This is a genomic window from Kribbella steppae, assembly GCF_004342025.1.
Taxonomy (GTDB): Bacteria; Actinomycetota; Actinomycetes; order Propionibacteriales; family Kribbellaceae; genus Kribbella; species Kribbella steppae.
Map to the genome: position 1 here is coordinate 1 of NZ_SLWN01000007.1, position 14,703 is coordinate 14,703.

The window sequence follows — 14,703 nt, forward strand, 5'->3', positions numbered from 1 at the left end:
GTCACCCTCGAACCCGCCGCCTGAACCACAACCGGCTCCCCTGCGCTCCACCGGCATCTTGCCGCACGCCCGACCCGGTCCATTTTCGGATTAGCCCGTTGAGGTCGTACTGGAACCGCTCGCCGGCCAGCAACCCGTCCCGGAAGTCGACGAAGACCACGAACGGCAGCACGGTTGCGAGTGTCCCTGCCAGGTCATGGTTGTTCTCCGCGGCGAGATGCTGGCGCAGGATGCCGGCGTTGTCGCTCATGCGACAGTTCCTCCGATCAGATGCTTTGCGATGACGTCGGGCTGTTGCCTGCCCACGCACCGTGGACCGCACGGTATTCGGCCGGCGGCAGGCCGAAGCGGTCTTTGAAGGCCCGGTTGAAATGCGCCGGGTTGGTCAGACCCCAGCGTGCGCCGATGGCGGCGACCGGCCGTTGGCGCAGGCCGGGATCGAGGAGGTCGCGCCGGCATCGGTCCAGCCGCCGCGACCGGATCAGCGTGGCCACACTCTCGCCGGTCGGTTGGAACAATCGGTGCAGGTACCGGAGCGAGATGTGGTGAGCCGCCGCGACCACGGCCGGAGTGAGTCCGGCATCGGCAAGATGGACCTCGATGAACCCGCGGCATCGGTGCAGCAGCGCACGGGATCGGGTCTCGACGGGCACTGCCTGCTCTTGGTCCAGTCGTGCCGCCAGTCCGACGTTGACCAGGTCGAGGATGGCCGAGCCGATCCGCGCACCATCCGCGCCGTCGTCGGCATCGAGGTGCTCAGGCAACTGGCGGACCAGGCCCGACACCAGCGCTGCGGTCCCGTCCGTGCCCGGGACGGCGACCCCGGTCAAGCCCGTCACCCGATGCTCCGGCAGTGGGCTCAGCGCCTTCGGGTACGAGAGCATGATCGCGCGCCGCTCGGAGTAGGCACAGTGCAGTGGCCGGGAGAGATCGCTGATCCCGATGTCCCCTGGTTCGAACCGGCAACGCCGTCCGTCCTGCTCGCTGAGCGTGACACCCTCCGCCTGCACGAACACCACGAAATGCTCGGGATCGTGCCTGCGGATGTGCGCCGCGGTCCGGAACGCCTCACCCGGCCCGGACCTGGACACGGCCACCTGCAACGGACCGACCGTCCCGATCAGGAGTTCGTCCCGGCCGTCCGGTCCGTCGTCCAGCCGGAGGTCCAGCCCACCGAGACTCGCGGCCACGACTTCGTTCCAGTACGCCGCCCGCGTCGCCCTGGGCTCCGCGACGGCTCTCAGCAGAGTCCGCGTTCCCGCAGTCTGTGCACGTTCCTCGGAACCGACCATCTAGGGCTGAGGTGGTGGAGCCAGGATGGTGATCCCGTGGCGAGCGGCTGTCTCCGCGAGTACGGCGACGTCCGGCGGCTCGACGGGCTCAGGCGGCAGCGTGCGCGTTGGAGCGGGCCGGCCAACCTCGGTGGCGAACTGCTCGAAACCGGCGGGGACGTGGAGGGACAGAAACCGTGCCGTCGCGGAGGTGACGACGTACGCGTGCCGAAGACGCCTCGGTAGCACCGCTGCGGTGCCCGGACCCGCGGCGTGTTCCTCATCGCCGACCAAGACCCGCAGTTCACCGTCGAGCACGAGGAACGTCTCGTCGTCACGATCGTGGACATGGACCGGACTGGCGTCGCCGCGCCGGGCAAGGTTGTCGGTCAGCGAGAACGCTCCACCGGTCTGCTCGCCGCTCACACGCACCTGGGACAGGACGCCCAGGAACCAGACGGCCGCCTGGGCGTCCTGACCGGCAATCACTCCGCTCGCCAGCGGTCTGATGGGTTGGGTCATGGATCGGATCCTTTCGTCAGTTCCACCCAACCCCGGAGGCGTCGATGATGTCCAAGGCCGATCGGTTCGCGATTGATAACGTGACTGCATGGATGTCGATGCGCGGTTGTGGCGGTCTTTCGCCGCGGTAGCCGACGAACTCCACTACGGCCGCGCCAGCGAACGCCTGCGCATCACCCAGCCGGCGCTGTCACGGCAGATCCGCGACCTGGAACGGATCCTGGGTGTCAGACTGTTCGACCGGACCAGCCGGCGGGTGGCACTCAGTCAGGCCGGTCAAGCCGTGCTCGAGCAGGCGCGGCGCGCGCTGACCGAGTCCGATCGCGCGGTGAGACTCGCCCGGCTCACCGCCCAGGGCGACTGGGGCGAGCTGGCGGTCGCGGTCCTTCCAGCAGTCGCACTAGGGCTGCTGCCCGCGATCATCCGGGCCCACCGAGACGCCTACCCCGAGATCGGCTTCCGGATCAGCGAGAGCTTCGATGACGAGCAACTGGCGGCGCTGACCGCCGGCCGTCTCGATGCCGGCTTCGTTCGGACCTCCGCGGCGCCGACGGGCGTTCACCTGGAGACCCTGCTCACCGAGCCGCTGGTGGCCGGGCTACCCGCCGATCACCCGCTGGCACTCCGTGACCGGATCGCCCTGTCCGACCTCGCCGGCGAGCCGTTCGTGTTCTTCCCGCGACACCGGTCCGTGTTCGCGTACGACGAGTTCATCGCGGCCTGCCGCGCCGCCGGCTTCAGCCCGGACATCGTCCAAGAGGCCAGCGGCATCTCCGCGCTGGGCCTCGTCGCGGCGGGTCTCGGTGTCACCGTCGTCGCCTCCTCCTACGAAGCGGTGTCGATGGCCGGCGTCCGCTTCGTTCCCGTCACCGGGTACGAGCTCACCCTCCAGTTCGCCTGGTCCGCAAACAACACCAACCCCGCCCTGCACGCATTCCTCGAAACCGCCCGCCGGTGCTCGAGCCTCAGCGGGCCGGTCGAGGCCGGCCCAAAACCAGCACGGTGAGCTGAGAGGTCGTAGCGGTCAGCCGGTCTTCTCGCGGAGCCAGTCGGGGATGTACTTGTCCTCGCGCGGGAACTCGGCCAGGTCCGCGACGTAGATCTCGACGTTGACCGGTATCGACCACGCCGGCTCGGTCTCGTAGTCGAAGTCCGTCGAGAAGCGACCCTCGGGAGTAATCGTGACGCGAGCGGTCAGCCAGGCCCCCTTGCCTGGCTGATACATCTGAAGCCGCAGCGTCTCGAAGTAACTCTCCAGCCCTTCGGGCAGCGGATCGACCTGCCCTGACTCACCAGAGGGTCCGATCACCTCTGCATCGAGCTCCGCGTACGGCGCCGTCGCGCGATACGTCGCGGTGACCTCAGACCAGTTGGCGGGCAACCCGGAGGTCAGGGCACGAGCGATCGCATCGATGCTGTCCATCTCATTCGGTGTCTCGGTCATTCATGGTCCCGGGTCGACTGAGGCTTGGTCTCCTTGAAGATACGCCGCGGCGATCGTCTGCCGTCGTGACGGTCGACCACGGCGCGGGCTGCCGTTCGGACAACCCCAGTCCGGAGTGCGGCGCGGTGTCGAACCGCTCCTGTTCCAGAGTCTGATAGGCGGACACGAGGCTAGACATCACATGTTTGAGGTGTCAATCTGGTCCGAATGCCACCAAACAGCGCAAAAGGCATTCAAAGATACGATCTCTGTGGAGGTAGTCGATGAAGTTCGCCCGTCTGGGTCCCGTTGGCGCAGAGCTGCCCGTCGTCGTGGGCGACGACGGCGTACGCAGCCTTGCCGGGCTGACCGAGGACATCGACGCCCGGTTCTGGGAGTCGGACGGCCCGGCCCGGGTGGCAGCAGCGCTCGCGGCGGGTGACCTGCCGCCTGTCGACGACGCCGGCAGCCTGCGGATCGGTGCTCCGATCGCCAGGCCCGGCGCGATCGTCTGCATCGGGATGAACTACGCCGCCCACGCCGCCGAGTCGGGCGCTCAGCCGCCGACCAGCCCGGTCATCTTCCTCAAGGCGCCGAACACGCTCGCCGGTCCGAACGACACGGTGACCATCCCTCGCGGCAGTACGAAGACCGACTGGGAGGTCGAGCTCGGAGTGGTCATCGGCAAGCGGGCGTCGTACCTCGACTCCCCTACGGACAGCCTGGACCACGTCGCCGGATTCGTGGTGGCCAACGACCTGTCCGAGCGGGCGTTCCAACTCGAGGTCTCCGGCGGCCAGTGGAGCAAAGGCAAGATCGCCGCCGGGTTCAGCCCGGTCGGTCCCTGGCTCGTCACCCCCGACGAGGTCGAGCACCAGAAGCTCGCCTTGCGCAGCTTCGTCAACGGCGAACCGCGTCAGGACTCCAGCACCGGCGACCAGATCTTCGATGTCGCCACGGTGATCCACCACCTGAGCCAGTACATGGTGCTCGACCCCGGCGACCTCATCATGACCGGGACGCCGGAGGGCGTCGCGCTGTCCGGACGGTTCGCGTACCTGCGTGCCGGTGACGTGGTCGAGGTGGAGATCGACGGCCTGGGCCGCCAGCGCCAGGAGTACGTCGCGTTCGAGGCCGACCGATGAGGGCCGTACCGGAGTACGCCGGCCTGGTCGCGATCGTCACCGGTGGTGGGTCGGGCATCGGCGCGGCGGTCGCCCACGAACTCACCGCACGCGGTGCGCGGGTGGCGGCGTTCGACCTCGATCCGTCGGGCGTTCCGGCGGACGTGCTGGGGATCAAGACCGACGTGACCGACGACGCGAGCGTGCGTGCGGCGATCCAGCAGGTCGCCGAGGCCTACGGCCGGATCGACGTGGTGGTGAACAACGCGGGCATCGGTGCCCAAGGCACCGTCGAGGACAACTCCGACGACCAGTGGCACCAGGTCTTCGACGTCAACGTGATGGGCGCGGTCCGGGTCACCCGAGCCGCTCTGCCCTATCTCCGGCATTCACCGGCCGCGGCGATCGTGAATGTCGCGTCGGTCGCCGCGACCACCGGCATCCCCCAGCGGGCGCTGTACTCGACCACGAAAGGCGCTGTGCAGTCGCTGACCATGGCGATGGCCGCCGACCATCTGCGCGAAGGCATCCGGGTCAACTGCGTCAACCCCGGCACGGCCGCCACTCCCTGGGTCCAGCGCCTGCTCGACGCCGCTCCGGATCCCGAGGCCGAGCGAGTCGCTCTCGACGCGCGACAGCCGCACGGCCGGCTGGTCACCGCCGAGGAAGTGGCGCTCGCCGTCGTCTACCTGGCCGGGCCGACGTCCGGTTCGACCGCGGGGACGGCGCTGGCCGTCGATGGCGGGATGGCTACCCTGCGGATGCGTCCCCCCGCGCCGAACTGAGACCGCCAGGAGGAGCCGGATGGCCCTGACCGACGTCGCGATCGAGAAGATCAAGGCGATGATCCTCGACGGCCGCCTCAAGCCCGGCGATCGCCTGCCGCGCGAGGCGGACCTCGCCGAGCAGCTCGGGATCTCGCGCAGTCCGTTGCGCGAGGCGGTCAGCGTCCTGTCGATGCTGCGCATCCTCGACGTCCGCAGGGGCGACGGAACCTACGTGACCAGTCTGTCGCCCGACCTGCTGCTGGAGACGATCGGTTTCATCATCGACTTCCACCAGGACTCGGGCATCCTCGACCTGTTCGAGCTGCGCCGTGCCCTCGAGCCCATGGCGGCGGAGAAAGCCGCACTGCTGATGAGTGACGAGGACGTAGCTCAGTTGCTCGCGCTGACCGACGCGGTCGACGCCGACAGCCCGGTCGGCGACGTCGTCGCGAACGACCTGGAGTTCCACCACCGGATCGCGGCGGCCGCGGGCAATCCGGTGCTGTGCTCGTTCGTCGACAGCGTGGCCGGCCGGACCCAGCAGGCCCGGATCTGGCGCGGGGTCACCCAGGAGGACTCCTTCGAGCAGACACAGCGCGAGCACCGGGCGATCGCCCTCGCCATCGGCGATCGCCAGCCCAGCGTCGCCGCCGCGCTGTCGCTGTCCCACGTCGCCGGCATCGAGAACTGGATCCGCCGCAACCTGTCCCAGACGCCTTAACCCAGTAGGTTTCTGCGGGCGCGACGCCGAAGTCCCTGGGGCCTTCGCTTAGGCCCGGACGAACTACTGGCCGTAGGCCTTCGCGGTCCAGCCGAGCGAGCCCAGGGAGCCGCCCTTGATGTCCGTGCCGACTCCGTCCGTCTTCTTGGCGTCGAAGTGCACGGATGCCCTACCAGCAGCCGTGATGCCGAGCAGTGGGCGGCCGTTGGGGTGCGCGTCGCAGTAGCCGGTGCTGAGGCTGGTGAACGGTCCCCAGCCGCTCGCCCGCAGTACCTTCGAGGTGATCGATGTCGGGGTGCCCCGGTTGATCCGCCACTCCTTGAGTTCCCCGTTGACCTTGGTGCCGATCAGCACATCCACGGCGGCGCTGCCCGTTCCGCCGCTGCGCTCGTAGGTCAGTGTGTTGACCGTGTCCCAGCCAGTGCCGGCCAGCTTCACCGGCTTCGAAAGCGTGAACACGCCGTCCACGTAGGTCTCCGTGGAGCGGTAGAGCGAACTGCCCGCCACGTGATAGAGGTACGGCGACGCCGACGCGAGAATGCGGGCACCGGCGAACCCGATCCCGATGTGGCTGGCGCTCATCGACCTGATTCTCCAGGCGCCGTCGACCAACTCGCCCTCACGGATCACCTTGAAGAGGCGATCCTGGCCTGCACGGGCGGCGTACTCGGTGCTGCGGAAGCTGGTGTCGTCACCGGAGGCGCCGATCTGCTGATGCGCCGTCGGCACCCAGCCAAGATTGTCGTTGGCGTAGGCCTTCGTGCTGGTTGTCTGGCCGGAGTACACGTAGGTGAGACGCTGCCCATCGGAGCGGTACGCCGCTGTGGAGACACTGCAGTCCGCGGGCACATCACTGAGAGCCGCAGCCGTCGGCCGCGCCACCACGACGACTCCGGTCGCGGCAACGGCCAGCGCCGCCGCGGCGGCCAGGATGGATTTGCGCATCAGGGGAGTTCCTCCACGGAGGTCGAGTAGGGAAGGGCCGGGCACGGCACCGGACCGTTGCCTTCAGCAACCCGCTTGGGGCTGTTGCCCGAACGACGGCCCGAACTCTATGAACGACGATCGACACGACGCTGCCCGTACTCCGCCCGTACCGACCGGCCAGGCAGAATCCCGGAACACCTACCACGAAGGGCCGGTTGCGTTCCCTGCGGCTGATTCCGCTGCCCAGAGGCGGTGGGAGGCGTCGACGTCCAGACTGACCCTGACGAACGACCCGGGCGGCGATCCTCCACCTCCGCCGAATGAGCCCACCAGCACGCCGATGATCAGGAGCGGTAGCAGCAGGATCCGGACAAGCATCGCCCACGGCGCCCAGAAGCCCAGCCGGCCACCGTCCTTCAACCGGACGAGCTGCGTACCGGTCAGCACGGCACCCAGGACCCGGCCGTTGCCGTAGAACAGCCCGTACACCAGGGGAACCCCGAACACCAGCCCGAGCAGGGCCAGCGCTAACACCCCGTTGCCGAGGTCCATCTGAAGGTCCACGAGCGCCAAGGCAACTATCCCGATCCCCAGACCGAACACGACCACCACGAAGTCCACCAGCCACGCCAGCAGCCGCATCCACTCGCCTGCGGCCACGTACCGACGCCCGTCGCCGAACGGCTCGACTCGCTTGGCAACCTGCACTCCAAGGACGCTCACCGGATCCACATGTCGATTCACGGCTGGGACCGTACAGATTTCCGGGGTCGAGCAACGTCGAGTAAAAGAGAGCGGGCGCCTCGCACCGCCTGGGCACGCCGGGTGCCGGAGTACGGGTGGAGTACGGGCAGGCCGATGCCCGCGACGACGCCTAGCCTGCTCACCGATTCTTCTGGAGCGGACGAGGGTGTGACTGAACAAATGCGGTGGTTGGCGATCGTCCTGACGTCGGTGGTCGTGGTGCTGTCCGTCACGGCGTGCTCGTCCGCGAAAGCCTCGAAGTGCGAGGAGGCGTTCACCGCGGCGGCGACATCGGTCTCCGGCGTGGCCTCCGCGGAATGGGATTGCAACTTCAGTTTCGGCGGCGGCTGGGTGCGTAGTCAGGTGGTGGTCGAGGCGGCCACCAAGGCCGAGGCCATCGCAGTGATGGAGGCGGTACTCCGGGCGATCGCCGCAGCTCCCGACCTCAAGGACAGCTGGTCGACCCCGCAGGAGTACGCAAACCAGAACAGGACGGTCGTCGTCGCTGCGAACGCCCTGGGCTTCGGCGCAGTGCCGACTGTCGGCCAGGTGCGCGCGCACTACGGCATCACACCCCGCTGAACCGCCACCCCACACCAACGTTCACCGCCGGCGGAGCTTCCTTCGGCTGCAGTCCAGCATCCGTTGCCTGTGGCAACTCTCTGACGGCGCACCGTTCGACAGGGCACATTCTCCGTCACTGGTCGGAATACGTAGGATGCTCTCCGTGCCCGGAAGGCCGCAGACGGACCCACCCCGCCCCTCGCATGCCCAGGAACCAGCCGGCCGCTTCGGTGAGTTGCTGCGGACACTCCGCCAGGACGGCGGAATGACGCAACGGGAACTCGCAGACCAGGCCGGCCTCAGTGCGGGGGCGATCCGCGACCTGGAACAGGGCAGGACCCGAAGCCCGAAGCGGGACTCGATCGAGGCGATCACCGCCGCCCTCGCGCTGAGTAGGCACGATGCCGGGAAACTCCGCGCCGCCGCCAAGGTGCACCGATCCGCCACCGCCTCGATCCCTGGCGCAGGCGGGCCGCTGCGCATCGGCGTCCTCGGCCCGATCGAGGTCTGGCACGGAGACGTCCCCGTGCCCGTCAACTCCGCTCCGCAGCGCACCTTGCTGGCCCGGCTCGCCCTTGGTGCGGGTACGACGGTCAGCCAGGACGAGCTCATCGATCTCCTCTGGCCGCGCGGCGTACCCCGAAACGTCGCGAACCTGCTGCACACCCGTGTCGCCCGGCTGCGACGGCTGCTGGAGGCCGGCAAGCCGGCCAACCCCGTGGTCGTCGGCGGGGGCACCGGCTACCGGCTGGCTGTGAGCGAAGGCGACCTCGATCTTCTGACATTCCGCGATCTCATTGACCAATCAGCGCGCGCCGACCCGGAGGCCGCATTGGCCAAGCTCTCGGACGCGGTCGCGCTGTGGCGCGGCGAGACAGATGTGGAGTCGATGGCGGCCAACCCGCTCTACATAGCGGTCTCCAACGAGTACACGGCCGCCGTCCGGGCCTTCGCCACGCTGGCGCGCGACCTCGGCGAGCCGGAACAGGCGCTGGAACCACTGCAAAACCTCACCACGCGGCACGAACTCGACGAGCCGCTGCATGTCGAGCTGATCAAGACCCTGGCGACGGCCGACCGGCAGGCCGAGGCCCTCGCGGCGTACGACCGAATTCGGTCGGCGCTCGCCGAACAACTCGGCATCGACCCAGGCGAGCGGCTCCGCGCCGTTCATCTGGAGGTGCTCCGGCAGCAGAGCGGGGCCCCACGGGAGCCGGCCGAGCGGGTGGTCATCCAGCAAGCTCCGGCCGCACCGCCGGACTTCGTCGGCCGCACGGACGAGCTGGCGACGATCCATATGGCGCTCGTCCGGCCTGGCGCGCTCTCCTCGCGAGTCGTCCTGATCAACGGCATCGCGGGAGTCGGCAAGACCGCCTTGGCCCTGACCGCCGCACACCACCTCCGTGCGGAGTACCCGGACGGACAGCTGTACGCCGACCTGCGCGGCAGTGACGCGACGACACCTGCACCGCTCCATGTGCTCGGCCGCTTTCTTCGCGCGCTCGGCGTACCTGGCCGACGGATCGGCACCGACGAGACCGAGGCAGCCGCACTCCTCCGCAGCGAGCTCGCCGACCGACGCATGCTCGTACTGCTCGACAACGCACAGGACACGGCCCAGATTCAGCCGCTGCTGCCGGGCGCAGGGCGCAGCGACGTGATCGTGACCAGCCGACGGCGACTGCCGGACCTGGCCACCGCCGGCGTCGTGAACCTCGAGCCTCTCCCCCGAGACGACGCGGTCCAGCTGATCACCTCCACCGCGAGAACGCATCGGCTCGACGCCGACCCCGAAGGTGTGAGCGCGCTCGCCGAGGCGTGCGCCCGGCTCCCGCTCGCACTGCGCATCGCCAGTGCGCGGCTCGCCACTCGGCGGGAGTGGACGGTCGCCGACCTGACCCGCCGTTTGGAGGACGGCAACCGGCGGCTCACCGAGCTCAGCCTTGGCGAGTCCAGCGTGCTCAACAGCTTCCAACTCAGCTACGCCGACCTGAGCTCCGATGCCCAGCGCGCCTTCCGACTGTGCAGCCTGCACCCTGGCGACGACTTCAGCGCCGACAGCACGGGGATTCTGCTCGGGATGCCGACGGCCGCGGCCGATCGAGTCCTGGAAGACCTCCTCGAGGCGAACATGCTCTTGCAGCACGCGAAGAACCGCTATCGGTTCCACGATCTGCTCGGCCTCTACTCCAGTCGGCTTCTCGCCGACGACGCCGAGGGTGAGACCGCACGGACCCGGCTGTATTCCTGGTACGCCGAGGCAGTGACGGCCGCGATGGACTTGGCGTACCCGCAACTCGTGCGGCTCAGCGCCCACCCCGAACCGGTCAGATTCTTCAGCTCGGAAACCGCCGCACTCGACTGGCTCGACGACGAGCTCCCCGCCTTGCTGGCGGTCGTGACGGATACGGCGCAGTCCGGCGATCCCTCACTGTCCTGGCGAATCGCCGACCAGCTCCGGGGATACTTCCTGATTCGCAGGGATGCCGACGGCTGGCTACCGGCGGCACAGGCCGGACTGGCTGCCGCCACCGCGGCCGGTGACGACATCGCGCGGGCCGCGATGCTGATCAACCGCGGCCAGGCGTTGGGGGCGGTCGGGCGGGACGAGGACGCGCTGTCCGACTGTCTCGCCGGCCACGCCCTCGCGGTCGCCGTCGGCTGGACCAGAGGTGCTGCCTATCTGGCCCACCAGCTCGGGTGGCTTCAACTGGAGCGGGGCAAGCTCGACGACGCCGACCTGTGGATGCGCCGCGCCCTGGAGCTGGCCGAAGACGATCACCACGGCCACGTTCGTGCCATCGTGCTCAACAGCCTCGGGATGACGCGCCTGTACCAGGGCGAACTGCAGGAGGCAGCCGACCTGTTCGGTTCCGCCCTGCAGCTCAACGAGACCGGCCAGGAGACGTCGACTCTCGCCATCCGCGGCAACCTGGCGAGCGCCTTGCGGCAGTTGGGTGCGACCGACCAGGCGGCCGCCCTGCTCAGCGACGTACTGGATGCCTACCAGCGCCGCTCGCACCTCCGCGGCGAAGTGTCCACGCTGGACGAGTGGTCACGGTTGCACAGCCAGCGCGGAGACGGGGCAGCCGCGCTGCAGGCGGCACTGCGAGCACAGCACCTCGCGATCATCGTCCGCGACCGAAAGGCCCAGGCCCAAACCGCCTCGACCGTGGCACAGGCCCACCTCACACTCGGCGATGCGCCCGCCGCCATCGACTGGATCGAAGACTGCCTCACGATCGCGCGCGGCGCCTACCCGTACGTCGAAGCAGAGGCACTGCTCGCCTTGGCCACCGCGCGACACCGCACCGGCGACACAACGGCCGCGACCAACGCCGCCGAGCAGGCCGCGTCGATCGCCACATCCTGCGGATTCCACCTCCTCGAGGCCCAAGCCACAACCGCCACACAGCCTGCACGTCCGTAGCCGGGGCCTCGCCGCGGCGGCAGAGGAGAACTCAGGGACGCTGGAGGGCGGGAAGGGCTGCGAGGACGGTTTCCCGCAGGGTCATGGGAGGGCGGCCGAGGACACGTTCAAGGTCGCCGGTCTGGATCTCGAATCCACCAGAGCGGATCACTTCGGCCAGCGCACCCAGGAAACCCTCCTCGGCCTCGACTTCCCGGTAGGCGACAGGGCGTCCGCTCACCTCGCCGAGCACCTTTGCCAACTCCGGGTAGGTCCACACCGGGCCGGTGAAGTTGTAGGTGGCGGAAGCATCCGACGCTGTCACAGCGGCGGCAGCAGCCTCCGCAAGGTCCGCACGAGTTGCTGTGTTCAGCCCGCGGCCACCGGTGGCGCTGGTCAGTTCGCCTGGATCGATCGCGGCTTGCAGACCGGGGTTGATGTACAGCTCGGAGTAGATGGGGTGACGCAAGATCACGGCAGGCAGCCCACTCTCCGCGATCCATTCCTCGGTCTGATGGTGTTCACCCAGCACGCCTTCGTCGACAAAGTCGGCGCCGAGCCCACTGGTGTACGCGATCCGACCGACCTCCGCGGCTGCGGCCGCACGGACCACGTTCCGGTGGTGCTCCAGGCGTCCTGAGTCCGTCACCGGCGCCGAGATGAACAGCACGGTCGCGACTCCGGCGAAGGCCGCGCGGAGACCATCCGGGTCGTCGTAGTCGCCGCGGCGTACGTCGACTCCTCGAGCAGCCAACTCAACCGCCGCGTCGGGATCGCGAACGACGACGGCTACGTCGGTCGCCGCAACCCGATCGAGCAGACGATCGACAACAAGCCGTCCCAGCATCCCGGTCGCGCCAGTCACGAGAATCATCTGCGATCGCCTCCCCCACGACGCGATCGTCCGGCAGAACGCGCGCCCCCGTTATCCCACCTTGCAAGCCAACGTACGCCGCGCTCAAATACCCAACAAGACGTCTAAGGCACCACAGTGACGCGTACGTCGTGCTGTGCGGCGGGTGGGTCTGGATCGAAGCGGCGACGGAGGGTCAGGCGACAGCGGGTCACGCCGGGCGAGCGGCCGGTGATCGTGAGCTGGTCCGGGACGAGGACCAGGTCCGGAGGTTCGGTGACGCCGGGCTCCTGCGGAGGTGGGCCCGCAGGAGCGTTGCCGAGTGGCCGGAGTACTGCGTCGGCGATCGCGGTGCCGGTGGGAGCTTCGACAGACCACGAGTAGCCGCTACCGGCGTACGACGGCAGTTCGAGGTCGACCGATCGACCTGCCTGGACGGTGATCTCGTCCGGCAGGTCTGGCGAGGGGAAGCTCACGCCGGCCCGATCACCGCCCCTTCGTGCCAGCCGGCGCCGTCGCGCCAGTAGTGCTGCAACTGGCCGTCCAAGCGCAGGACGATGACCTCGAGGTTCATCCCCCAGGACCCTTCACACAAGCCGGTGACGGCCGCGACGTCGTGACCGAAATCGGTACTGTGCCGCCACTGCAGGTCTCCGCCGCCGGAGTTCCAGCGCCACCAGTGCTGGACCACGCCGTTGACCGCGACGCACAGTTCGAAGTTGCCGTTCGGCCCCTGCTCGTCGGCCATCCCGTACTGCCCCTGAATCATCACCGGCGGGCTGCTGACCCCGGCTCCGAAGATGCCGTCCTCGTGCCAGGTGAACGTCGGCTCGTGACGCCAGAAGTGCTGCATCGTGCCGTCGTTGCGGACCGCGACGCACTCGAGGTTGCCGTGCGGAGCGCCGTAGGTCCCCTGGACGAGGGTCGGTCCGGACGATTTGATGTCGGCGCCGAACAACGGACCCTCGTGCCAACCGCCGCCGTCACGCCACAGGTGCCTGAGCTGCCCGCGTTGCGACACGACCACCTCGAAGTTGCCGGGGGCACCATAGTCGCCCTGGACGAAGCCCGGTACGCCGTTGCAGCCGGACGGCCCGAACACGCCTCCGTCGTTCCATGGTCCGCCACCGCCACCGCCGGTCCACCAGTGGTGGAGGCGCCCTCCCGTGGTCAGGTAGACGACCTCCATGTTGCGGTTGAACGTCGTCCCGGTCAGAGTCGGGCTCACGGCGGCGTCCGTCGCGAACGAGGCCGACGTACCCCACTTCCAGGTGGGTCCGCCCTCACGCCACACGTGCTGGACCCGGGAGCCGTTCGAGCCGACGACCTCCAGGTTGCGATGCAGTGTGCCGTTGCCACTCTCGTACAGGTTGCCGTTGTGCAGGCGGCGCTTCGTCCACGGATCGGGGTTGACGTTGCGTACGCCGAACCGGCCGAAGTTGTCGATCCGGTTCTCGCCGTACCCGATCCAGCCGACCCCGTTCATGCCCCAGTTCGTTCCCCACGAGTTCTTGCACAACCACGCGCCGAGGCTGTCGTCGTACCCGATGATGAGGAAGAAGTGACCGCCGCGGAACACGTTGGCCGGATCGGTGGAGCGCCGGTACACGCCCGTGCCCACACCGTAGAAGTCGTCGTAGATATCGACCCACGTGACCAGCGGACCGACGGTGTCGAGCCAGTTCTTCGAGTTCGCCACCGTCACCACGTCGAACCCGGGACCACGCACCGATCTCCCGTTGCGGTCGGGCGTCGGCGCGTACGGCGGCGAGTCGGTTCGCCACGGCCAGGAGCCCGGATCGCAGAACCCCTTGCCGGCGAAGAAGGTCGAGACCTCGCCCATGTTGCCCAGGTCCGGACAGGTCTTGCCCACGCCACGGTGTGGATCGCCCTCGGACAAGTGCGTCCAGGTCGCGTGCTCGATCCGCACCATCGACTCGACCAGCGCGACGCCCGCGAACGCCCAGCAGGCCTGGCAGCCGTTCTGGTCCCTGGTGCTGGTGATCCAGTTCTGCCCCCATCGGGACCGCCAGTCCACGCTGCTCGGCACGCCTCCGTCGGGCGGCGTCTCGCCGGCCTCGACCGCCTCATCGAGCCCGAGCCTGCGCAGCAGTCGCTCGGAGAACAGGTCCGTGAGCTCGTACCGCGAGACGATCCCACGCTCAGCCTGGCGGAGGGCGAGGAACGGGTTCGGCGAGATCCCCAGCGACGCGAGCTCGAGCTCGTCGACCTCTTCGGTCGGTACGACGCTGTCCGGATCGGCGCCGAGACCGTAGTGCTCCACCACCTCGTCGTCGGCTCGATCGTGCGGTGGCAGCCACCCCAGCTGCTGTTCCGCGATCATCGACCTCAATCGACCGAAGGTCAATTCGCCTTCA

Annotated in this window: 15 protein-coding genes; 6 read left to right on the top strand and 9 right to left on the bottom strand. The window is 68.6% G+C overall.

From position 1 onward, the window contains the following. Nucleotide 1 precedes the first annotated feature (1 nt). From EV652_RS20430 to EV652_RS20440, 3 genes are all read right to left on the bottom strand, one after another. Nucleotides 2-250: a hypothetical protein gene (locus tag EV652_RS20430; RefSeq protein WP_132210794.1), complete on the bottom strand. Its 249-nt coding sequence runs from the start codon at nt 248-250 to the stop codon at nt 2-4. A 16-nt stretch (nt 251-266) separates the two neighbouring features. Next, complete coding sequence (locus tag EV652_RS20435) at nt 267-1,190, bottom strand: helix-turn-helix domain-containing protein (RefSeq protein WP_158441202.1); 924 nt, start codon at nt 1,188-1,190, stop codon at nt 267-269. Nucleotides 1,191-1,292: 102 nt separating this feature from the next. Further along, nucleotides 1,293-1,793 (bottom strand): cupin domain-containing protein, encoded by a 501-nt coding sequence (locus EV652_RS20440; protein WP_158441203.1) that lies wholly within the window; start codon nt 1,791-1,793, stop codon nt 1,293-1,295. Between the two features lie 88 nt (nt 1,794-1,881). Here EV652_RS20440 and EV652_RS20445 point away from each other — a divergent pair, with 88 nt between their 5' ends. After that, the gene (locus EV652_RS20445; RefSeq protein ID WP_132210797.1) at nt 1,882-2,799 is read left to right on the top strand and encodes a LysR family transcriptional regulator; all 918 of its coding nucleotides are present in this window, start codon (nt 1,882-1,884) and stop codon (nt 2,797-2,799) included. 18 nt (nt 2,800-2,817) lie between these two features. On the opposite strand, the gene EV652_RS20450 is transcribed toward EV652_RS20445, so the two are convergent. After that, on the bottom strand, nt 2,818-3,237 hold the full coding sequence (locus EV652_RS20450; RefSeq protein WP_132210798.1) for a hypothetical protein: 420 nt from the start codon (nt 3,235-3,237) through the stop codon (nt 2,818-2,820). 263 nt (nt 3,238-3,500) lie between these two features. On the opposite strand from EV652_RS20450, the gene EV652_RS20455 reads away from it, so the two are divergent. From EV652_RS20455 to EV652_RS20465, 3 genes are read left to right on the top strand one after another with little or no spacing between them, the layout of a single operon-like run. Continuing rightward, nucleotides 3,501-4,361, top strand: coding sequence for a fumarylacetoacetate hydrolase family protein (locus EV652_RS20455; protein WP_132210799.1), 861 nt, complete (start codon nt 3,501-3,503; stop codon nt 4,359-4,361). After that, a complete protein-coding gene (locus tag EV652_RS20460) occupies nt 4,358-5,125 on the top strand; it encodes an SDR family NAD(P)-dependent oxidoreductase (RefSeq protein ID WP_132210800.1) in 768 nt (255 codons plus the stop codon). Before EV652_RS20455 ends, EV652_RS20460 begins: the two co-directional genes overlap by 4 nt. Before the next feature lie 19 nt (nt 5,126-5,144). After that, a complete protein-coding gene (locus EV652_RS20465; protein ID WP_132210801.1) occupies nt 5,145-5,828 on the top strand; it encodes a FadR/GntR family transcriptional regulator in 684 nt (227 codons plus the stop codon). Between the two features lie 63 nt (nt 5,829-5,891). Here the strand turns inward: EV652_RS20465 and EV652_RS20470 are convergent, their stop codons facing one another. Together EV652_RS20470 and EV652_RS20475 are read right to left on the bottom strand one after the other, a co-directional pair. Then, complete coding sequence (locus EV652_RS20470) at nt 5,892-6,773, bottom strand: hypothetical protein (protein WP_132210802.1); 882 nt, start codon at nt 6,771-6,773, stop codon at nt 5,892-5,894. Nucleotides 6,774-6,953: 180 nt separating this feature from the next. Next, a complete protein-coding gene (locus EV652_RS20475; RefSeq protein WP_199238299.1) occupies nt 6,954-7,499 on the bottom strand; it encodes an RDD family protein in 546 nt (181 codons plus the stop codon). A gap of 168 nt (nt 7,500-7,667) precedes the next feature. Here EV652_RS20475 and EV652_RS20480 point away from each other — a divergent pair, with 168 nt between their 5' ends. Then, entirely contained in the window at nt 7,668-8,081 is a 414-nt protein-coding gene (locus tag EV652_RS20480) for a hypothetical protein (RefSeq protein WP_199238300.1), read from the top strand. Between the two features lie 145 nt (nt 8,082-8,226). Next, complete coding sequence (locus EV652_RS20485; RefSeq protein WP_158441204.1) at nt 8,227-11,493, top strand: BTAD domain-containing putative transcriptional regulator; 3,267 nt, start codon at nt 8,227-8,229, stop codon at nt 11,491-11,493. A 31-nt stretch (nt 11,494-11,524) separates the two neighbouring features. Here EV652_RS20485 and EV652_RS20490 read toward each other — a convergent pair whose 3' ends face one another. The 3 genes from EV652_RS20490 to EV652_RS20500 all read right to left on the bottom strand — a co-directional run bounded on the left by EV652_RS20490 (nt 11,525) and on the right by EV652_RS20500 (nt 14,669). Beyond that, nucleotides 11,525-12,346 carry an NAD(P)H-binding protein gene (locus tag EV652_RS20490; RefSeq protein ID WP_199238301.1) on the bottom strand — a complete coding sequence of 274 codons (822 nt, stop codon included), beginning with the start codon at nt 12,344-12,346 and terminating at the stop codon, nt 11,525-11,527. Between the two features lie 104 nt (nt 12,347-12,450). After that, nucleotides 12,451-12,801, bottom strand: coding sequence for a protease inhibitor I42 family protein (locus EV652_RS20495; protein WP_132210804.1), 351 nt, complete (start codon nt 12,799-12,801; stop codon nt 12,451-12,453). Continuing rightward, the gene (locus EV652_RS20500; RefSeq protein WP_158441205.1) at nt 12,798-14,669 is read right to left on the bottom strand and encodes a C1 family peptidase; all 1,872 of its coding nucleotides are present in this window, start codon (nt 14,667-14,669) and stop codon (nt 12,798-12,800) included. Before EV652_RS20500 ends, EV652_RS20495 begins: the two co-directional genes overlap by 4 nt. Nucleotides 14,670-14,703: the final 34 nt, after the last annotated feature.